15 protein-coding genes and 1 CRISPR repeat array are annotated in these 20,995 nt (G+C 68.8%); of the genes, 9 read left to right on the top strand and 6 right to left on the bottom strand.

Features of this window, described 5'->3' with window-relative positions; translation table 11 throughout:
* The first annotated feature begins 65 nt into the window (after positions 1-65).
* Positions 66-2,264, top strand: coding sequence for a HEAT repeat domain-containing protein (locus ACFVU9_RS34310; protein WP_387600203.1), 2,199 nt, complete (start codon positions 66-68; stop codon positions 2,262-2,264).
* Between the two features lie 8 nt (positions 2,265-2,272).
* On the opposite strand, the gene ACFVU9_RS34305 is transcribed toward ACFVU9_RS34310, so the two are convergent.
* The 5 genes from ACFVU9_RS34305 to ACFVU9_RS34285 all read right to left on the bottom strand — a co-directional run bounded on the left by ACFVU9_RS34305 (position 2,273) and on the right by ACFVU9_RS34285 (position 6,902).
* Complete coding sequence (locus ACFVU9_RS34305; RefSeq protein WP_387600200.1) at positions 2,273-3,250, bottom strand: restriction endonuclease; 978 nt, start codon at positions 3,248-3,250, stop codon at positions 2,273-2,275.
* Between the two features lie 13 nt (positions 3,251-3,263).
* Positions 3,264-3,902: a hypothetical protein gene (locus ACFVU9_RS34300; protein ID WP_387600197.1), complete on the bottom strand. Its 639-nt coding sequence runs from the start codon at positions 3,900-3,902 to the stop codon at positions 3,264-3,266.
* Between the two features lie 512 nt (positions 3,903-4,414).
* A complete protein-coding gene (gene xerC, locus ACFVU9_RS34295; RefSeq protein WP_387600194.1) occupies positions 4,415-5,590 on the bottom strand; it encodes a tyrosine recombinase XerC in 1,176 nt (391 codons plus the stop codon).
* The gene (locus tag ACFVU9_RS34290; protein WP_387600191.1) at positions 5,591-5,899 is read right to left on the bottom strand and encodes a helix-turn-helix domain-containing protein; all 309 of its coding nucleotides are present in this window, start codon (positions 5,897-5,899) and stop codon (positions 5,591-5,593) included. It abuts the gene before it with no gap.
* A gap of 619 nt (positions 5,900-6,518) precedes the next feature.
* Positions 6,519-6,902: a tyrosine-type recombinase/integrase gene (locus ACFVU9_RS34285; protein ID WP_387600245.1), complete on the bottom strand. Its 384-nt coding sequence runs from the start codon at positions 6,900-6,902 to the stop codon at positions 6,519-6,521.
* Positions 6,903-7,619: 717 nt separating this feature from the next.
* Between ACFVU9_RS34285 and ltrA the strand changes: the two genes are divergently transcribed.
* Entirely contained in the window at positions 7,620-8,885 is a 1,266-nt protein-coding gene (ltrA, locus tag ACFVU9_RS34280; protein ID WP_380440299.1) for a group II intron reverse transcriptase/maturase, read from the top strand.
* A gap of 80 nt (positions 8,886-8,965) precedes the next feature.
* Here the strand turns inward: ltrA and ACFVU9_RS34275 are convergent, their stop codons facing one another.
* The gene (locus ACFVU9_RS34275; protein WP_387600188.1) at positions 8,966-9,823 is read right to left on the bottom strand and encodes a tyrosine-type recombinase/integrase; all 858 of its coding nucleotides are present in this window, start codon (positions 9,821-9,823) and stop codon (positions 8,966-8,968) included.
* 114 nt (positions 9,824-9,937) lie between these two features.
* A CRISPR array of direct repeats spans positions 9,938-10,207; the repeat unit is 19 nt; unit sequence CGGAGCAGCCCCGTCTGCG.
* A 161-nt stretch (positions 10,208-10,368) separates the two neighbouring features.
* Between ACFVU9_RS34275 and ACFVU9_RS34270 the strand changes: the two genes are divergently transcribed.
* From ACFVU9_RS34270 to ACFVU9_RS34240, 7 genes are read left to right on the top strand one after another with little or no spacing between them, the layout of a single operon-like run.
* Positions 10,369-11,271, top strand: coding sequence for a CRISPR-associated endonuclease Cas3'' (locus tag ACFVU9_RS34270; RefSeq protein ID WP_387600185.1), 903 nt, complete (start codon positions 10,369-10,371; stop codon positions 11,269-11,271).
* Positions 11,268-13,163, top strand: coding sequence for a CRISPR-associated helicase Cas3' (gene cas3, locus ACFVU9_RS34265; RefSeq protein WP_387600182.1), 1,896 nt, complete (start codon positions 11,268-11,270; stop codon positions 13,161-13,163). The genes ACFVU9_RS34270 and cas3 overlap by 4 nt, the downstream gene beginning before the upstream one ends.
* Positions 13,164-13,167: 4 nt before the next feature.
* Positions 13,168-14,748 carry a type I-E CRISPR-associated protein Cse1/CasA gene (gene casA / locus ACFVU9_RS34260; protein ID WP_387600179.1) on the top strand — a complete coding sequence of 527 codons (1,581 nt, stop codon included), beginning with the start codon at positions 13,168-13,170 and terminating at the stop codon, positions 14,746-14,748.
* Positions 14,745-15,302, top strand: coding sequence for a type I-E CRISPR-associated protein Cse2/CasB (gene casB / locus ACFVU9_RS34255; RefSeq protein ID WP_387600176.1), 558 nt, complete (start codon positions 14,745-14,747; stop codon positions 15,300-15,302). The genes casA and casB overlap by 4 nt, the downstream gene beginning before the upstream one ends.
* A gap of 3 nt (positions 15,303-15,305) precedes the next feature.
* Complete coding sequence (gene cas7e / locus ACFVU9_RS34250) at positions 15,306-16,556, top strand: type I-E CRISPR-associated protein Cas7/Cse4/CasC (RefSeq protein ID WP_387600173.1); 1,251 nt, start codon at positions 15,306-15,308, stop codon at positions 16,554-16,556.
* Positions 16,553-17,293 (top strand): type I-E CRISPR-associated protein Cas5/CasD, encoded by a 741-nt coding sequence (gene cas5e / locus ACFVU9_RS34245; protein ID WP_387600171.1) that lies wholly within the window; start codon positions 16,553-16,555, stop codon positions 17,291-17,293. The genes cas7e and cas5e overlap by 4 nt, the downstream gene beginning before the upstream one ends.
* A gap of 39 nt (positions 17,294-17,332) precedes the next feature.
* On the top strand, positions 17,333-17,968 hold the full coding sequence (locus ACFVU9_RS34240) for a type I-E CRISPR-associated protein Cas6/Cse3/CasE (protein WP_387600168.1): 636 nt from the start codon (positions 17,333-17,335) through the stop codon (positions 17,966-17,968).
* Positions 17,969-20,995: the final 3,027 nt, after the last annotated feature.

The following is a 20,995-nucleotide window of genomic DNA, read 5'->3' as shown; positions in this document are numbered from 1 at the left end:
GTCCCGGGCCCGTCCCAGGGACATGCCTGAGGCGCCCCCGGGGCAGGAGACCGAGGGAAACAGCGATGAGCGCAACAACGGGAGACGGCACCGATGCCGCGTACGCACTCGGTGACTTCCTCCGGTCCCGGGCTCAGGAAGCGGGCCTGAGCGCGCGTGAGATCGCCCGCGCCTTCCAGCAGCGGGCTGACCGGGAGCAGGCGCAAATTGCGGCGGGGGCGGGCGGGCCGACCGCCCCAGTGGGCGGGATGAACTTCTCAAAGTCGCACCTCGACCGCCTCTTCAAGGGCGGTACCGCGCTGCCGTCCGGCCGGTTCCTCGGAGTCTTCCTGGAGATCACCAGCGACGCCGCCGGCCTGCCTCAGCATCGCCACCAGGCGCTGTTCCGGGAGGCGACGGAACTGCTGACCATGGCTCGGCGGCTGAAGACCCGCCCGGCTGCGCTGTTGCAACCACAGCCGCGACCGGAGCCGCCCACTACGGCGGCGGCCATCGCCACGCTGCAGGCGCAGCTCGACCTCGAACGGGCGCACCGCGCCGGGGACCGCCTCCGGCGGGAGCTGAGCGACACCCAGGCGCTGATAGGCACACTGTTGCAGATCATCGATGCGCTGCGGGACATCATCACCGAGCTCGATCTCGACTTGTTCGGCGCACCACGTACCGGCGGGCGGACAGTTCCGCGCTCGCTGGCCGAGCGGCAGCGCATCGAGGCGGTCGAATACAAGGCGGCGGCTGAGGCGGAGCTCGACCGGGTTGACCACCGGCGGCGGGTGCTGGAGCTGCTGTGGGACCAGGCGCAGGGCAACTTGCGGCGGCTGGCCACGCACGCCGACGTCGGGCACCTGCGGCCGCTGCCCGACCCCCCGCCGCTGCCGACCCGGAGCGTTCTCTCACCCGGCCTCCACGCCGAGTCCGCGCTCGCGGACATCGCGACCGCCCTCGGCCGGGTCCAGGAGTACAACGACACCGAGGAGCAGAAAACCGCCGAGCTGCGGCGCGCCCTCGCGGACAACACGCCGCTGGCCCCCGACGATGAACTGGCGATCCTGCTGGCCGCCACCCGCCTGAGCGACCCGCTCGCCCGCAGTGCCGCTCTGCGAACCGTCCTGGCCAGTTGGGCCCGCCACCCGAGCACCCGCGACACCCTTCTCCGCCTCGTCCATGACGACCAGCCGGCCATCCGCCACAGCGCGGCCTGGGGCCTGGCAACCGCCTGGGCCGGGAACCCCAAGGCCCGGGACGCCGTCGCGACGCTGGCCGGCGATCCCGAGTACCACGTCCGGCAGACGGCGGCGCTGGGCCTGGCGCACGGCTGGGCGGGCGACCACGCCGCTCGGGACGCGCTCGCCCGGCTCGTCCAGCACCAGGACCCGGGAGTCAGGCAGATGGTGATGCAGGCGCTGGTTCAGGGGTGGACGGATGATCCGGCCGTCCGTGACTGCCTGATCGCCCTGGCCTGCGACAGCGAGGCACTGGTCCGGGCGGTTGCCGCGGAGCTCCTCGCCGAAGGCTGGCCCAACGACGGCGTCGCACTCGCCGCACTCCGCTCCCTCTGCGACGATCCCGCGGAATCCATCCGCTGGATTGCCATGCAGGGGCTCGCACGCCAGGGCTACACCTCGGCCACCTCGCCGGTGACAACCAACGCCATCCTCCAGGCTGCCGAACTGCCACCTTCCTATGAGGCACTTGGGACCCTGCCGGTCGCCGCAGCGCTGCGCCAGGGAATCGGCTTCCACGAGGGGATCACTGTGCTGGTGGGTGCCAACGGCAGCGGGAAGACCATCCTGCTGAACGCCCTGGCCCTGTCGATGCGCTCGATGCGCTCTGTTCTCCCGGTCGATCAGTCGACGGCGAGCCGGGACCTGGCCAAGCACCTCCGGATCACCTGGAACGGCCGACGGACTCCGTACAGTTGCGACCACCTTTCCGCCGACGCTGTCCCGGTTCTCGACAGCCGGGCCTCGAGGATGGAGAACTGGCAGGCGTACCTGCGTTCCCTGCTTGAGTCGGACGCTGCGCCGAACAGGATTGTCCTAATCGACGAGCCCCTCGGATTCCTGCATCCCATGTCGGAACCCAACGTCTTCGACGTACTCTCGGAACTTGCCGACCGAGGCTTCCAATTGATCGTCACCTCGGTGCGAACCACCTGGACGGCCCTCCCTGCGGCCCGCGTCATCAAGATTGACCAAAGTGCCCACCGCATCGCCTCATTCGATCCAACGAAGCTCCCTGACAGCCCGACGCTGTTGATCTAGGCTGTTTCTTACTGATTATCGGATCGTTGATCCGGCTGTGCCGTTGACCGATGTGCAGTGGGCCAGTTCGCGCGCTTCGCGGGCCGGGCGGCTCGGGGTGACCCCAAGGAGGTCCATGTTCGACTTCGCACGAGGTCGCCGGCCTGCCAGCCGGGAGGGACCTTGGGCAGTCCGATCAGGGCGTCGATGTTCAGGTGCTCGGCGAGCAGGGCTTTGAGGTTGCGGCCGTCGATGAGGCGGAGGCGGCCGTTGCGGTGGGCGAAGTCGTAGCTGTCCTTGCCGAACCACGAGGTGGTGACGACGATGCCGTAGCCGGCGTCCTTGTCGTCGATGACGCCGGACATGGCGCGGACTGTGTTCACCGAGACCACGTTCTTGGAGCGTTTGGCCTGGATGGCGAAGATGGTGGATCCGGTCGGGTCGGCCAGTGTCGCGACGGCGTCCACGCCGTCGTCGCGGGAGCCCTGGGTGCGCCAGGTCTCGTAGCCCATGGCTTCGAAGAGTTCGCGCACCAGGCGTTCGAAGTCGTAGGGGTTCATCTGGAGCAGGTCGGGCCGGCTGTCCAGGGTGGCGACCACGGCGGTGTCGGTGATGATGCGGTAGCGGGACAGGTCGGCCTCGACGATGGGTGTGACCGGTTCCAGGTCGTGGGGGTGCTTGGAGACGGTGGCGCCGAGGCGATGGAGGCACTGCTGAGGGTCGAGCCTGGGCTCGTCCAGGACCAGTTCGACGAAGTCCTTGCGCTCGGCGACGACGCTGACGACGCATGCCCGGACGGCTTGTCCGGTCGCGGAGTCGGTGGCGTTGACGCGGCCGTTGAGGATGACGCTCTCCACGAACGAGGCCGGGGTGGCGGAGAACGCCTCGTCCAGCGCGCGAAGGGCCAGGCGGGCCACCACTCGGGCGTAGGCCTCGTGGATCTCGGCCTGCTTGGCGGGTTGGGGGATGACCTTGGCCTGCTGCGCGACGTAGCGGTAGGAGGCCACCGGGGGGAGGATCTCATGGTTGGGCAGCTCGACGTCGACCAGGAGCTGCTGGGCCTCGGGAACATAGACCGCCTGGGCCGCGGTCCGGCAGCCCGGGGGGGGCAGGGGAGCGCTGCAGCAGGTCCTCGATCCGCTCCGCGACGCCCTGGGGACCTTCTTGAGCGAAGGCCTCTTCAATGTGAGGGTGCCATGCCTCCAGGCCTTCGGGGCGAAGCAGCAGGACTGATTCCAGTTCCTCGCGGCTCCGGTTGCACTCGGCGGTGCTCTCCTCGGCCTGGGCCTTGAGTCGGGCCGTCTCGGCTTGCCGGGCTTGGCGTTGGGCTTCCTTCTCGGCCTGGGCGTCCGCGCGCTTCTTCGCCTCCTCCTCCCGGCGGCGAGCTGTCTGGCGCTTGGCCAACTCGGCTTCCACGCGGGCGGCTTCCTTGGCGCGGGCGGCCTCCTCGCGTTGGAGGTGCTTCTCGCCGGCGGCCAGGAGCCGGGCGTGTTCGACGGCGGGGCCCACCTTCCGCTTCCTGGGACGGGGTTGAGCCGCCGGGGCGGCAGCGCGGCCGGTCGGCTGTTGGGCCCCGCCCTGCGCCTGCGCGGCTCTCGCCTGCTGCTTCAAGCGGTACGCCTCGGCGAGGATTTCCGCCACGGTCTTCCGGCGTGCCACCCAGTCCACCCCCTGGTCCACGGCAGCGCGGACCCGCATGGGGGTCCGCGCTGCCTGCGCGATATGCCAGCAGCCCTACCCGGCTGGGGCCACCGGAAATCCGCCGCGCGGTGCGAGCGAAGGCCGAACCAAGCGGCACAGGGGCGCAACGTGCGGGCACCGTCGAGGAGATGGAGCGTTTATTCGGGCGGGAGCTGGGAAGAGCCACCGTCGTGCGTCTCCACCGGGAGGTTGCACCGGTCGAGGACGGCGTCCAGCGGCACGGTGATTCCAGAGGCTCGGAGGCTGCCCTGGATGTTGCGCGCCGTCTGCTCGCGGCGCAGCAGCCGGACCCAGGGTTCCGTACCTTCTTCATCGTCTTTCACAAGCCACTTCTACAGCAGGGCGGTTGACGATGACAGGATCGCTGCTGTGCGGCGTCGGTCAGTGGGGACTTCCGATGGATGCCGGTTGAGGACGCCTACTGGACGAGTCACAGATGGCGCACTGGCGCTTCTGCCGCCGCCGATGGGTTATGCCGGTCGGCCGACAGGTGCCTGCTGAGGGTCTGGCCGGCCTTCTCGATGGAGCTCTTGTCCGGGTGGAGGTAGCGCTGGGTCGTGGTGATGTGCCCGTGCCCGGCGATCTTCTGGAGGACGTGGATGGGGACGCTGGCGTCGGCGAATGTGCCGGAGGTCGTGTCGGCGCAGGTACTCGTAGCCGAGGCCGACGACGACTTCGTCCCAGTGGGTGGCGTCGCGCAGGATCGCGGTGGTGATGCGTCCGCCGCGAGGTCCGGTGAACAGGCGGGCCATGGGGTCGTTGCCGACCACGGTTATGCGCCAGTTCACGAGGTCGCGGATCTCTTCGATGATGGGGACGGTACGGCGCCGCTTGCCTTTGGTGCCTTTGTCGATGAGGCCGCCGGGGCCGGTGGTGGTCTGGCGGCACAGGTCCCAGGTCCAGTCGAAGCGGTTGATGTCCTTGACGCGGACGCCGGAGACTTCGCCGATGCGGGCGGCGGTACAGGCGGCGAAGCGGACGATGTCGCCCCAGCCGCGGTAGTGGTTGTGGGAGCGCTCGACCAGGGCGTTGGCGAGTGCGTCGAGGGCGTCCCAGTCGGCGAGGGCGAGAGAGCGGGGGTCGTCGAGTTCGTCTTCGGCTTTCTTGTAGAGGCGCTGCCAGCCGCTCATGCGGGAGGGGTTGAAGTCGATGAGGCCGTCGCGGACGGCTTGCTCCATGATCTGCACGAGCGGGGCGAGGCTGTTCTTGACGGAGGAGATGCTGAGTCCGTCGGCGATCCAGGAGTTCAGGGCTCGGTCGGTGATGCCGTTGGTGATGCTGGTGACGGGTATGTGGCCGAGGACCGGGGTGACGCGCAGCTTCCAGTCGGCGGTGTAGGGGTCGAGGGTGGTGGTCTCCAGGCCGCGCATCGCCAGGTCCCAGTTCTCGTCGCCGTAGTCGGCGAGGGTCATGGTGAGGGTTTTGGGCGTGATGCCGCGTGCTGCGGCCCGTTGCATGCGGGTGATCCAGGCTTCGGCTTCCTCCTCCGTGGGGACGGAGGAGGAAGCCGACTTGCGGCCGCCGCCGTTGGGGTCGGTCCAGCGCACGCGGGCGCGGTAGCGGAACTGTGGGCGTCGGTCGGGTCGGTGCTCGATGTCGGTGGTGAGGTCGACACCCATGGGGATGAGCTGGGTGTGGTCGGGCATTCAGGCTGCCTCGGATGGGTCGGTGCGCTTCTCGGCGAGCCACAGCTGGGTGTCGGGGATGCTGTACAGGTAGAGGCGGGGTGCGATCTGGACGAAGGGTGGGTCCTGCGGGGGAGCGGCGGTGCGCCAGCGCCGCAGGGTCGAGGGGTCGACGTTCAGCAGCGTGGCGAGTTCCTCGGTCGAGTACCAGCCGCCGTGCAGGAGGTCGAACTCCGCTGCCGGATCGGCCTCGTACGCGGGGGCTACGGCGACGGCCGGGGTCGGAACCGAAAACCGGCTGGCGGTGGGAACGTGGGGTCGGACGTGCATGGTCTCCCTCTGATGGGGTGGTGGAGCCGCTCGGGCTCGGTCGGGCACGCCCACAGTCACCTGTCCGCCTGGACGGGCGGAACAGGGCTTGGCGTGCTGAACGGGGCAGACCGTATGTACGTGTCGTTCTTCGAAGCGCGTCGAGACCTGGCGGGCACAGTGGGTGGAAGGCGACCTAACGTGTTCGACCGCTGAGGAGGGCCAGCCGCTCCCGGAATCCGTGCAGGTCACCCGCGGCTGAGGAGGCGCTTCTCGGCGCCGGCCGCGATGCATGCCGCAAATGGCGATCTTGCCCGGTGGGTCGCGACCGGAGCGCCACGCGATGGCCCGGAGTACTCTGAAAGTGACGCTAGACGCGGGACGGCAATTACGGTCTGTGACGAGCATAAGGAGTCCAGGGCTGTCGCTCCTCCTACGTCGCGCCGACGCTAACTCAAGAGCTGCTTTTAATCCGTAGGCCTGCCGATTTCATTCGGAGACCGCATTTCGGTCCGACGCCCTTTGTGACCTGGGCTTTCTTTCGCTTGCGGGGGTGCGACAGGGCGCGCGACTTGTTTTCGATGGGTCGCGAGTGGGTCGCTCGTGGGGCATTGGGATTGGGTGACGGACCGTCAAGTTTTCATGCTGAGCTACGGATCGCTCTGTTTATCGAGGGTCCCGGATGGGCCTTCGTGCGCCGCTTGCGGGGCGTGGACTGGTACCGGATGCCGCGGGAGAGCTTTCGGGCCGCATCGATGACCACTCGGGCCGTAGCCTCGGCGCTGAGATAGGCCGTCTCGGGGAGGACCGACGTGTACGTGTCGGCGGTGGTCATGATCGTGGAATGTCCCAACTGGGCCTGGACAACCTTGAGATCGGACCCACCGGTCAAGGCGAGACTCGCCGCACCATGACGCAGGTCGTGGAGCCGGACAGGTGGAAGGCCACTCCTGCGCACCATGTTCTGGAAGACGTGGCCGATGTAGTCCGGGCGCAGCGGACGTCCGCACGTGTCGGTGAATATGAAGTCGGACTCATTCTAGTCAGTTCCCGCTGCGAGTCTTTCCTCCTTTTGCTGGTTACGGTGTGTATTCAGTGCGTGGATGGTGCTTCTGTCGAGGGCGATCGTCCGCTCGCCGGCCCGTGTCTTGCCCGGGCATTGCGTCCTGAACGTGAGAAGGAGTTGGTAGTAGGACGGCTTCCGATTGCGGTGCTGTATGGAAGATGAAGGTTTGGCCCTTCGGAGCCGCCCTACGGGGGGAGGCTTCAAACCGCCTCATGCTGCGTTGGCTGAAGACCGTCGTGGTGAGCGATGAGGAAAAGGCGTCGTAAGAGGCGTCAGGTGGGGACCGGAAAGACGAACGCAAGTGAATCGCCGCTGATGTGTCGAAAGCAAAACAGACGGCATCGAAACCGGGGTCGCTGCCTGGACCCCGGGATGAGCCTGGCGGGTGCCCGTTTATTGGCCAGGCGGTGTCCGGCATGCAGGCGACGTGAGTCCGGTCTGCTGCTTCCGTACGGAACAGGAGAAGGCGGGATCCGATAGTCCCCACCGGCTTGGTGGGGGAGAGGGAGTGCCCCGAGCAGACGCAACTGTGAGGGGTCGAGTACCGATGCGGGTCCTGCTGGCGGACCGGCCTGTAGTAGCGGTGAGGCCCCTGTAATGGGGGCGGAGCGAAGGGGCCGGGCTGCTCGTGACTGAGTTGATCACATCAACCGGAAGTGCTCCGGGAGGAGTGGGATGAGCCAGTTGAAGTCTCAGACCAAGCCGTTCGATATCTCGAAGCGGGAAGTCGTGGAAGCGTGGGAGGAAGTCAGGGCGAACAGAGGTGCACCCGGCGTGGACGGGCAGAGCATCGACGATTTCGAGAAGGATCTCCAGGGTAACCTGTACAAGATCTGGAACCGTATGTCGTCGGGCTCCTACTTCCCGCCTCCGGTGCGCGCGGTGGAGATCCCGAAGCCTCACGGTGGCGGTACGAGAATGCTCGGCATTCCCACTGTCGCCGACCGGGTGGCGCAGACCATTGTGGCCCGGCATCTCGTGCGGAGGGTGGAGCCGATTTTCCATCCGGACAGCTACGGATACCGGCCCGGACGGTCCGCCTTGGACGCAGTGGGAAAGTGCCGGGAGCGGTGCTGGCGGAAGAACTGGGTGGTCGAATTCGACATCCGGAAGTTCTTCGACAGCGTGCCCTGGGACCTGCTGGTCAAGGCGGTGGACGCTCACACCGACGCCGTTTGGGTGAAGTTGTACGTGCGGAGGTGGCTTGCTGCCCCGCTCGTCATGCCCGGCGGCTCCCAGATGAAGCGGGAGCGCGGGACGCCGCAGGGCGCCCCGGTGTCTCCCGTGCTGGCGAACCTGTTTCTGCACTACGCGTTCGATACCTGGATGGTCCGGAACTTCCCGGGCGTCCAGTTCGAGCGCTACGCGGACGACGCGGTGCTGCACTGCGTCTGCGAGAGCCAGGCCCGCACGGTCCTGGCGGCGCTGCGGGAGCGGATGGTCGAGGTCGGGCTGGAACTCCACCCGGACAAGACCCGGATCGTCTACTGTAAGGACCAGGTTCGTCGGGGCTCGTACGAGCACACGGCGTTCACGTTCCTCGGGTACACGTTCCGTGCCAGGAAGGGGCGGAGTCGACACGGGAACCTGTTCCTCGGCTTCGACCCGGCGATCAGCAGGGACGCCCTGAACAAGATCAGCCGCGAGGTGCGGAGCTGGCATCTGCACCTTCGTACCGATCTGACCTTCAACGAGCTGGCGCGGAGGGTAAACCCCAAGGTGGCCGGCTGGATCAACTACTACGGCCGGTTCCGGCCGTGGGAGATGTTCGCCTTCCTGACCCGCATCAACGCCTACCTGGTGCGGTGGATCCGCAAGAAGTACGGACGGCTCGCGGGCAAGCGGAAGGCGCTGGCGAAGCTCCGGGAGATCGCCCGGCGCTACCCCCGCATGTTCGCGCACTGGCGGCTCACGCCAACTGCGTGTGCGGTGTTGGTCTGATGATCAGAGCGGCACGAGCCGTGTAACGGGAGACTGTTACGCACGGTTCTGTGAGGGCCGGGGGGTGAGATTCCCCCCGGCTACTCGGCGACTTCCAGCCGCCCGTTCTCCCGCTGCTGTAGCTGCCGAGCGACTGTGAGTGTGCGGCCCGAGGAGTCGAAGTCTGCCCAGCGGAGCCCGGCGCCTTCTCCGCGACGGAGGCCACGTAGGGCGTACAGGCGGTACAGGGCGTAAAGCCGGTGGTCACTCGCGAACGCGAGGAAGGCGGCGGTCTGCATGGGCGTCCACACGGCAACCGGCAGGTGCTCGCCGGTCCGCTTCCACTCCGCGACCCGGTTGTCGGTCCACACCACCAGGTGCGGCCGAGGTGCCCGCGGCAGATCCAGGTGACGAGCAGGGTTGGTGGCCAGCAGGCCGCTGCGCACCGCATAGTTCAGAGCGGCACGTAGTGTTGCCTGGGCGCGGCGCAACGTCCCGGCGCTGACCGGCCGGCCCATGTTCTGGTGCCGACGGACGATGGCGCTGAACGCCTGTTGGACGGTGTCGTTGGTCAACTCGCAGAGAGGCTCGCGGCCGAGCAGCGGCAGGAGGTACTGCTCCATGTGCTGGCGGTAGCCGCGGGCCGTCGACGGCCGCAGATGTGGTTCGACGATGACGTACCAGCGTTGCAGCCACTGGCCGGTTGTGAGCAGCCCGCCTTCGCGGACGTGATCGCGGTCTTGCAGGCGCTTGAGCGCGCGTTCAGCATCAGCCCGCGTACGATAGCCGCCTCTGCGCAGCCGAGACCTGCGATCATCGACGGCTGCCTGCCTCGGCATCGCGAGGTACCAGGAACCGTGCCCACGGTGGTCAAGGTAGGGGCAGAGGCTTCCGAGCTGCCGGCCGGTACGAGGATCCCGGCATTCGCATCGCTTATAGATCGTTCCAGTGCCGCGCATGACGTCCTCCTTCAGGGTTGCAGGTGAACGCATGGCCAGTGTGGACCTTCGGTGTCCTGGGGCATTCCAAGCCCGGGCTTTTGCCGCCCGGGGCGAGGGGATCAGGTCCTGCTCCGGAGCAGCCCCGTCTGCGCGGGGAGGAGGACGTGCCGGAGGTCTCGCCGATGATGCCCGACGGAGCAGCCCCGTCTGCGCGGGGAGGAGGTGATGATCCAGCGCCTGCTGATCCTGGACAGCGGAGCAGCCCCGTCTGCGCGGGGAGGAGAAGGACTGCCGGGCACCGGACTGGATGGACGGAGCAGCCCCGTCTGCGTGGGGAGGAGACCCCCACGGCGGGGGCTTCGTCATGATCCCCCGGAGCAGCCCCGTCTGCGTGGGGAGGAGGCTTCGCGACCTGGGGTGTTGTAGTGGCTTTGCTTCTTCTTTGCCTTGTCAAGGAGCTGCGCGTGATCCGAGGTGCAGGGTGGCGGAGCACCGCTCGACGTCTTGGCGGCCTGGGTGGATCGTTGCCTCATCCATGCATGACGATACGTCAATAAGACTCTGTGGGAGCGTTGTCAGTGGCTCGGTCTACGATCCGCGACGTGCTATTTGACTGTACGGCCTCGCCGGACTCTCAGCCGTGTAGTGGCCTTGATTGTGCCTTGTGGGGGAAGTCGGAGGGCTTGCCGCCCGGGGTGGTGTATCCGCTGGTTGGCCACCTGCTGGATGTGGCAGCGGTGGCGTGGTGGACCTGGGACCTTCACCTGGTGGATCTCCAGCGTCGCGTCCTGGTGGCCGGCATGGGTCTGGATCCGGACCGAGTCGAGGACAGCGAACGCGCTCGGGCGTTGCTCGCGTGTTGGGCCGGCTGGCATGACGTGGGGAAGATCGGCGGCTTCCAGCGCAAGGACGCTGAGGCGTACGAGCTCCTTCACGGCTACGACCCGCTCGATGCCGGTGTCGTGTCGTCGCACGGCCACGTGACCCATCTCTTCCTCGCGCATGCTCTTCCTGATCTCGGCTACGACGCCGATGGCGGCGGGCTGGCGCTGGCGTCGCCGGCCCGGCGGGTCGCGCAGATGCTCGCGGGGCACCACGGCCGGTACCCGGCGCCGCCCTCGCGGCGGGCCCTGCGCTCGGCGGCGATCCGGGACAGAGAGCTGGGCGGCGGCGAATGGGACAGGCAGCGCCGACTGCACTTGGCCGCGGTGGCTGATGCGGTGGAGTGCCCGGCTGCGCCACCAGCGCTATCCGCTGAAGCAGCGGTTCTGGCGACGGAGGTTGTAGTGCTCGCCGACTGGCTGGCCTCCCAGGAGCGCCACGTGGAGGCCCAGTTGCATGCCATGAAGGGAGCCGGCGCAGGCTCCCTGGAAGGGCACTGGGGCCGCGCGATGAAAGCCGCGCCCGCGCTGATCGACGACGCTGGCCTGCTGGTGCCGCAGTGGAAGGAAACCCCACTTACGTGACCTTCCGGGACTGGTTCGAATTCGACCCCAACCCGATGCAGGCATCGCTGCTCGAAGGCTTGCCGCGCTGCGCGGTGCCCGGCGCTGCAGGGCTGTTGATCATCATGTCGGAGACTGGCAGCGGCAAGACCGAAGGCGGCCTGTGGGGAGCAAGGTGGCTGGGCGGGCCCAGTATCGGGGTCCACGTCGCACTGCCGACCATGGCCACCACGGACGCCGCCCATCGGCGGGTCGAGACGTGGGCGGGTCGCGCACTCGCGGTGTCCTCTCCGGTCACGCTGGCACACAGCCAGGCCGGCTGGAACCGCGACACCTCGCGCGTGCTGACCCACGAGGGCGGCCTGGACACGTCGCCCTCCGCGTGGCTGGAAGAACGTGGCAGGGCGGTGCTGGCGGGGATCAGCGTCTCGACGATCGACCAGGTCCTCGCCACAGTCCTGAGGGTCCGCCACAACGCACTGCGACTCGGCGGGCTGACCCGCAAGGTCCTGCTCGTGGACGAGTGCCACGCCTACGACCCGTACATGCAGTCGCTGCTGCGCCGGGCCCTGGCCTGGTGGGGCGCGATGAGGGTGCCGGTGGTGCTGATGTCGGCGACCGTGCCGGCCTCGGTGGCACGGTCGCTGGCGGCCGCCTATCTCTCCGGATCGGCCCCCGGTGCCCCACCACCCGACGTCGAGCCGGTGTACCCGGGCTGGCTGTACGTGGACGGGACGACCGGCACGCCGACAAGGTCGAACCGCATCACCACCAGCCGGCCCCGCACGCTGGAGGTCAACCTGGTGGAACTCCACGGCTCGAACAAGCCGAAGCAGGACGCCGGCATCCCGGCGGCGGACGAGGCCCGCGCCCGGTTCGTCACCGATCTGATGCACCAACAGGCTGGCGACTTCTGCACGCTGGTGGTGTGCAACACGGTCCGCTCCGCACAGCACACCGTCACCGCCCTCGACCAGCTGCTCGACCAGGACGTGGAGGTCTTCCTCGTCCACGCCCGCTACCGGCTCCTCGACCGGCGCCGCCGCACGCTCCGCGTCGAGGAGGCGTTCGGCAAGAGGCGGGACAAGCGGCCCCGGCGCGCCGTGCTGGTCAGTACCCAGGTATGCGAGCAGTCGCTGGACCTCAGCCTGGACCACGTGGTGAGCGACCTCGCGCCGATCGCGCAGCTCATCCAGCGCGCAGGCCGCGGACTCCGCCACCACGACGGTGACGACGTGCGCGTGCCCGTGACCGTCCTGGTGCCCTACGGCGCGGACGGCGTGCCGGACGACGGCCGTTGGAAGACGGTCTACGGGCGGGCCCTGATGCGCTCCACCCGTGAACACCTCACCGCCCACGGGCCGATCGCCGTCCCCGGAGATGTCCAGAAGCTCGTGGACGCGGTCTGTGCGGGCTGGGGCACCGACATGCCGGACCGGGACATCCGCGCCCACCTCGCGGGGGAGCAGGCGATGGAGAACGCGGCGAAGCCGGTCATGATCCCCCACCCGCGAGACGTGGTGGACCTGTTCGACCTCACCGACCTGTCGATGATCGAGGAGCAGGCCGCGAGCCGCTACAACCTCGACAGCGTCACTGTCCTACCTCTGTGGGCGCAACCTGGAGGGCGCCTGGGCCTGGAGAGGGACGGCAGCCTCACACTCCCGGAACAGCAACACGCTGACCTTCGCCCGGTCCGCGAACGCCTTCTGTCCGTACGGCGCGAGCACTGGCAGCGTGCCCTGCCAACCCTGGCCGAACGCCTGCCCGGCTGGGCTGCCGATCGCAGGCTCAAGGACGCCCTTATCATCGAACACCCTTGCAGGCAAGGCGAATTGTCAGTGGGAGGGTTCACAGTGTCGTATGGCAGCCGCCTGGGCCTCATCGTCCAGGCGCCCGTTGCTCAGGAGTAGAAACGTGAACGCCCCACCCGACTTCGACCTCGCCCAGGAACCATGGGTCGACTGCCTGTACACCGACGGTGTCGTACGCCCCGTCGGATTCCAGCAGGCGATCCTGGACGCGCACCGGATCGTGGACCTCGCCCTGCCCTACCCGGCGGCCTACGGCGCGCTCTACCGGCTCCTCGCCGCCATGGCCTACCGCATCACCGGCCTCGACCGGCTCCAGGATGCCGAGAACGCCGAAGGCTGGCACCGACGCCGCAACCGCCAGTTCGGCACACCCTTCGACCCCGACAGCACCACGGAGTACTTCGCGCAGCGCCACGACCGCTTCGGGCTCTACCACCCCGTCCGGCCCTTCCTCCAAGACCCCCGCGTCGCCGCGGACTGCAAGGACACCTCCGGCATCAACAAGCTCGTCATCGGGGGAGCGTCCGGCAGCGCCCGGCCCTGGTTCGCCGGCAAGCACGGCGACCGCTCCCAGCAGCCCCTCCCGTCGGCGGACGCCGCCCTGCACCTGGCGATGTGGGCCTACTACGGCTCCGGAGGCACGGTGACCACCCGCTCCCACAGCGGTGTCACCACCCAGACCGGCTGCCAGGCCGCGCCGGCCCGCGGCACCGTCGGCTACCACCCCCTCGGCACCACCCTCCACACCACACTCCTCGCCCACCTCACCCCGCCCAGCACGCCCGACGCCGGCGCCCACCCCGACGAAGCGATCTGGGAACGAGACCAACGCCCCGACCCCACCCAACCCGCCCCCGACCCCCGCGGCCCCGTCTCCCTGCTGGCCGGCCGCATGCGCCACGCCATCCTGCTGACCCCCAGCCCCGACGCACAGTGGGTCACCGACTGCACCATCACCTGGGGCGCCCGCAACCCGCCGAAAACAACCGGCAGTGAGAAGACCGAGTACGTCGAGGGCCACCCCGACCCCTACCTGTCCTACCGGCGATCGACCAAGACCCAGCGCCCCGGTGCCGCCGTGGAGGCCGACGGCGGCCGACACCTCTTCCGCGACCTCGACGTCCTCCTCAGCGACCCCGACAACCGCCCCGACGCCAAGCGCAACGCCCCCACCCGCCCCCTCGTCCTGGCCGCCTGCGACAAACTGCCCGACCACGTCCTGGACACCCTGCGCCTGCGCGTCGTCGGCGCCCAGCAGGACCGCGCCCAGAACAGGGACAGCCAGTGGTGGACCACCACCACGCCCCCGCTCCTCGCCCACAGCGCCCAGCACGACCCGGACACCGCCGAACTCGTCGAGGACGCCGTCAAGGAAGCGGACACCGCCGCCTGGCGGCTCGACCTCGCCCTCGCGGCCGCGTTCAACGACCGCCCCAAAGACAAGACCGACACCGCCAACCGCAAAGCCCGCACCGCCGTCCACTACTGGCCCCGCGCCGACGCCGCCTTCTGGCACCTCTACAACACCAGCCAACTCACCAGCGCCCAAAACCGCATGCGCCACGCCGCCCTCGACGCCTTCGATCACCTCACCACCGCCCTCACGCGCAGCCCCTCCTCGACCCGCCGAGTCGCCCAGGCCCGCGCGCTGCTCCCCCTGCCCCGCAAGGAACCCACCCCGTGACCGACCTCACCACCAGCCCGCCGGACGCGCCGCACACCCACGCCCGCCGCTTCGTCGACCGCATGGACACCCTCCTGCGCGACAACGGCGCCGCCCGGCGCGCCCTGGCCACCGGCCTACGCCCGTGGAACGGCGAGCCCCAAGGCGGCATGCACCCCTACATCGCGACCTGGCTGCCCGACGGCCTGCACCCGCAACGGGAACGCGCCTACTACACCGTCGCCGCCCTGATGACCACCACCAGCCGCGCAGGCATCGGCACGGGCATCAGCATCGGCGACGCGCTCGCACGCGCCTCCCGCACCGTGTCCGCCACCACCACCGAATCCTCCCTGCGGCGCCTGACCACCTACACCACCGCAGGCCCCTACACCCACCTGCGCGGCGCCGTCCGCCTGACCGACGCCGGCGGCGCCCTCCTGGACTGGGAACGGCTGCTGCGCGAACTCGACTCCTGGTACTTCACCGGCCGCCGCACCTGCACCCAGTGGCAACAGGACTACTACCGCACCACCCAGCCCCGCCCCACCAACACCACGAACGACAGCGAGTGAGCCATGACCACCACCATCCCCGCCACCTTCCTGGACCTGCACATCATCCAGACCATCCCCCTGGCCGCCCTCAACCGTGACGGAGACGGCAACCCCAAGTCCGTGGTGATCGGCGGCGTCACCCGCGCCAGGCTCAGCCCCCAGGCCATCAAGCGCCCCGTACGCCAGCACATCGAGAAGGCCCTCCCCGAGGAAGCCGCCGTCCGCACCCGCCGACTCGTCCACGAGATCCGCGACACCCTCCTGCGCGACCACTGGACGCCCGAGACGCCCGGCGAGCCGACCCCGGAAGAGGCGGAGCTCGCCACCTTCGCCGCCCTGGACGTCTTCGCCGCCGCCTCCGGCGGCATGAAGGTCGGCAGCGTCGAGGAAGCCGCCGAAGGCGCCAAGGCCAAGGACCCCCTCGCCACCGCCGCCCTCATCTACACCCCCGCCAGCACCGCCGCCCGCCTCGCCAACGTCGCAGCCGGCCTCAAGGCCGAGTACGAGACCGCCCTCAAGGACGCCTCCGCCAAGGGAGGGAAGCCCAAGGCCCGCGGCAAGGCCAAGAAGGACGAGCCCACCACGCTCGCCGACCCGAAGCACATGAAGGGCTGGCTCGCCGAAGCGAACGGCTCCATCGCCCTGCTCGGCCGCACCCTCATGGAGGTCGACGGAGCCGAACGCGACGCCTGCGTCCAGGTGTCCTCCGCCTTCACCACCCACGAAGCCGTCATCGAAGTCGACTTCTTCGTCGCGGTCGACGACTACGCCGCCGCCACCCCCGGCATCCCCGACGTCGGACAGATGGGCGACAGCCAGCACACCGCCGGCACCTTCTACCGCTACGCCACCATCAACCTGCAAGCCCTCATCACCGCCAACAACGGCGACACCGACCTCACCCGCCGACTCACCCACGCCTTCATCGACGGCTTCATCAACACCCTGCCCGACTCCGGCCAGACCAACGCCGCCGCATGGACCCTGCCCGACCTCGTCCACCTCGCCGCCCGCAGCGACCGGCCCGTCAACCTCTCCACCGCCTTCGACAAGCCGATCCGCGGCGGCCACACCGGCCACGCCACCCCCTCCACCGAACGCCTGGCCGCATACGCCGCAACCATCCAACGCCTCACCGCCAGCCGCGGCCTCGTCCACGCCACCCACGCCCACACCGGCACCGACAAGCTGCCCGGCCTCGGCCAAGCCACCGACAGCTACGAGCAGGCCACCGACACCATCCTCGACGCCGCCTTCGGAACCCAGCAGTGACCGACCCCGTCCTCGTCCTGCGCCTGGCCGCACCCATGCAGTCCTGGGGCGTACGCGCGGCCTTCGCCGACTACCGCGACAGCACCGATCACCCCACCCGCTCCGGCGTGCTGGGCCTGCTCGCCTGCGCCCTCGGCCACCCCCGCGGAGCCGGACCCGGCGACCTCAACCAGCTCGACCTCACCATCCGCATCGACAAACCGGGCACACCCATGGAGGACTTCCACACCATCGGCGGCCAGTCCACCACCGACGTCGTCCCCTCCGCCGACGGCGGCACGCGCCGAGGAGCCATCCTCACCCGCCGCGCCTACCTCGCCGACGCCGCCTTCACCGTCGCTCTCACCGGCCCTACCGCCGTCCTGCACAAAGCCAGCGACGCCCTTGACCAGCCCACCTACACCCCGTTCCTCGGCCGACGCGCCTGCCCGCCCACCGCCCCCTACAACCTCGGCATCCACCCAGGCGGCCCGAGCACGGCACTCGCCACCGCACCGCTGGACCGCACCGCCCCCGCAGGCAAGACCACGGTCACCGTCGACACCATCACCACTGTCACCCACGACGACCCGACCGCCACCCACACCCTCAACGACAACCCCCACGGCCGACGCCGATTCAGCCAACGCACCCTCGCCCGCACCACGTTGACCCTCCCCGCCGACCTCTGCGTCAGCAACGACGCCAGCGAACGCTACGAACGACTCCACAACTACCGCTACAACCAGACCAACTAGCCGAAAGCTCCCCGCACGCCGGGGCCGCGAAGGAACCCGATGACCAGCGCCTACCTCACCGAAATCCGCCTCAACACCCGATCCCGCGACGTCCAAGCCGACCTCAAGAACGGCGGCTACGGCTTCCACCACCGCACCGCACGCCTCACCGACACCGACACCACCAGCGGCAACTCCCGCCTCCTATGGCGACTCGACACCTTCAACAACGGCCTGCGCCTACTCGTCCAGACCACCGACAAACCCGACCCCGCCACCCTCCCCGACCACTACGGCCACACCCGCACCCTCCCCCTCGACACACACCTCGCCCGCCTCACCACCGGCCAGAAGGTCCGCTACCGCCTCGCTGCCAACTCCGTCCGCTTCGCCTTCGACGAGATCACCGGCCTGCCCCTGCCTAACCGCATCCCTTGCAAGGGCGACGAGATCACCACCTGGTGGACCCGCCGCGCCCCCGACGCCGGACTCGACATCGACACCACAGCCACCTTCCAACTCCCCACCGTCACCGGAACCCGCGAACGCAAACCCGGCTTCCGCCTCGTCCTCACCCGCTACGACGGCACCGCCACGATCACCAACCCCGACACCCTCCGCACCGCCATGCTCACCGGCATCGGGCGCGGCAAAGCCTTCGGCGCCGGCCTCCTCACCATCGCCGCTAGCCTGTAACCCAGGCGGCCAGAAGCTCCTTGACAACAGCAAAGAAACTGCAAAGCCTTAGGATCGCCTCAGGTCGGAGAGGGTCCTCCCCGCACAGCCGGGGCTGCTCCGTACGCGCCGTACAACAACACCCGCGTCACGACGTCCTCCCCGCACAGCCGGGGCTGCTCCGATGATGGGCGGGGCCACTGGCCTCAACACCGCGTCCTCCCCGCGCAGACGGGGTTGTTCCGGTGCTGCGGCCGGCATACCTCGGCGCGGGGGCGTCTTCCCTACAGTCGGGGCTGTTCCGTTCGCCCGGAACTGCTGCCCCGTGCAGCACGAATTTTCCCGCACAGCCGGGACTGCCCCGGCGAACGACATCTCGTTGACGTCGCCTCGCTGGTTCCCCGTTCAGACGGGGCTGCTCCGCTGTGGAACCGCAATCAGCTTGGGCACCACTGGTCTTCCCCGCACAGCCGGGGCTGTTCCGCGTCCTTGGCCGAGGCTTTCGGTGTAGACCCAGTCCTTCCCGCACAGCCGGGGCTGCGCCGAACTTCCCGGTCACCTGGGCGCCAGTGACCATGTCCTCCCCGTGCAGCCGGGGTTGTTCTGCTGCCGCAGCGGATCGGATGGTTTGTCGGTCTCTCCTCCCCGCGCAGCCAGTTGTTCCGCCAGCGGTCGTGGCGCCGCTGGTGATCTGGGTGTTCTCCTCGCGCAGACGGGGTTGTTTCCATGCGGTCGTAACTGATCCGCTGCATATCCAGGTCTTCCCCACGTAGACGGGGCTGCTCCGCCGTGTTACCGCACCCGGGTCGAGCTCTTTTGATCTTCCCTGCGTGGCCGGGGCTGCTCCGGAGACTAGCCGATGAACCAGCCCCAGCCGGTCGTCTTCCTCGTGCGACCGGGGCTGTTCCGATCCCGAAGATGCCTCAGGAGCCGATCAGGACGTCTTCCCCGGAGCCGGGGCTGTTCCGCCAGCCGATTCGACGAGGTACATGCCGTCGGCGTCCTCCCCGCGCAGGCGGGGCTGCTCCGATGATCGGTGACTCGGCGGCCTATGGCGGCGTCTCCGCCCCGTGCAGCCGGGGCTGTTCCGCCGGCCGATTCGACGACGTACATGCCGTCAGCGTCCTCCCGGTGCACCCGAGACTGTTCCGATCTCGCAGGTCGTCACGCTGGACCTGCGGGCGTCTTCCTTGCACCGCCAGGGCTGTTCCAGCCGCGATGGAGATGAAGAGCCTCGGTCTGTCGTCTCCCCCGCGCCGTCGGGGTTGCTCCGGTCTTGCCGGCGCCTTCCTCGTCGCCGATAAGGTTCTCCCCGCGTAGCCGGGGCTGCTCCGCGGCACCTCGACCACGCTGAGCGGGTCACCGAGTCTTCCCCGCGCAGACGGGGCTGCTCCGACGACCGAGGGGCGGTTCAACGCCTTGAAGCGGTCCTCCCCGCGCAGTTGGGGCTGTTCCGGGGTTCGAGGCCCTACTCAAGGCCGCCGCCACTTCCTCCCCGCTCAGGCAGGGTTGATCCGGACCCAGGGTTTGCCGCCGTCGACTACCGCGGCTTGTTCCCGCGCAGCCGGGACTGTTCCGACATAGCTGTCCCCGGAGCCGTCGGCCCACTCGTTTTCCCTGCGCTGGTGGGGCTGCTCCGCACGCCCGGACCTGGGCGGACTCCAGGTACAAGGTCTCCCCGCGTAGACGGGTCTGCTCCGTTGAAGGCGCTCAACGTCCTGGATGGGGCTATATCCTCCCTGCGTAGCCGGGGCTGTTCCGCCGACGACGATCTCGGTGTGGGCGCCGTTGCCGTCTTCCCCGCGCAGCCGGGGCTGTTCCGGCCGGAAACATCGGCTGGGAGGCCGCCACCGAGCCCTCCCCGCGCGACTGGGGCTGTTCCGGGCGAATACCGGGAACTGGTCGAAGCGCTGGGTCTTCCCCGCGTAGACGGGTCTGCTCCGACGTCCCGGGACACCTACCCCGACGTTGCCATGTGCTCCCCGCGCGACTGGGGCTGCTCCGCCCAACGTCGTCCAGGACCACGGCAGGGAATGTCCTCCCCGCAGCCGGGGCTGCTCCGAGGCAACCGTGCGGGCAGGTCACGTAGTTGTAGTCCTCCCCGCGCGGCCGGGGCTGCTCCGACGATGTGGGGCCAGGTCGCCGACCGCAAGACGTCCTCCCCGCGCGGCCGGGGCTGCTCCGCACCCGTCGCACGCCCGGATGTTGAGGTCGACGTCTTCCCCGCGCGGCCGGGGCTGTTCCGGGCCTGGCCCTGTACGGCGCGAAGTTGGTCCGTCCTCCCCGCGCGGCTGGGGCTGCTCCGCACCCGCTGGAGCCGCTGCCCGTCAGCCGGGCGTCCTCCCCGCGCGGTCGGGGTTGCTCCGTCTATCGCCGTCGATATCACCGCGATCGCCGAGGTCTCCCAGCGTAGTTGTGGCTATTCCGACCACCTTGCTACGGGCGCTTGTTAACGGGATGCCCTCCCCGCAAAGCCGGGACTGTTCCGTCGTACCGGCACCTTTCCAGCCAACTGGGAGGGCCTCTGAGGTGAGCTCGGATCCGTCCTTGTGATGAGATCGGAGCGGGAGATGTGGGGACTTGCCGGGGACCACGCGTCGATCACCATTGCCTCGGAAGCGTCTCTCAGCGAACGAACAGCGCGGGCTGTCTACCGTCCGACGTGCAGCGATGGATATCGCCGGGCGACTGGGGGTCAAGGGGTCGCAGGTTCAAATCCTGTCGTCCCGACTGTGAAGTCGGTTGTGAGAGCGGGTGCTTGGGAAACCAAGGACCCGCTCTTGCTGGTTTTCGGGGCTCATTTTTGGTCCCGGGTGGTCCCAAAATGGTCCCCAGGTTTGGCCGCAGGTCCGTCGCCACCCGTTGCTCCAGCGGCTGGTGTGCGGATTGTTCTTCGATCTCAAGGTTAAGTGCGAGACTCCCCCGCCGTTTTGCTGGAGCGTGGCGTGGTGGCGGCCGATTACATGGGGGCAGTTGGCCGGCCGCCGGGGCAGTGGGTGAATCATGTTGATTTAGGGGGATTTTTTAATGCGCTGAGGGGCCGTCAGG

The organism is Kitasatospora sp. NPDC057936, assembly GCF_042887525.1.
Taxonomy (GTDB): Bacteria; Actinomycetota; Actinomycetes; order Streptomycetales; family Streptomycetaceae; genus Kitasatospora.
Note: the sequence above shows the minus strand (reverse complement) of the source record. Positions and strands in the feature narration are given on the sequence as shown.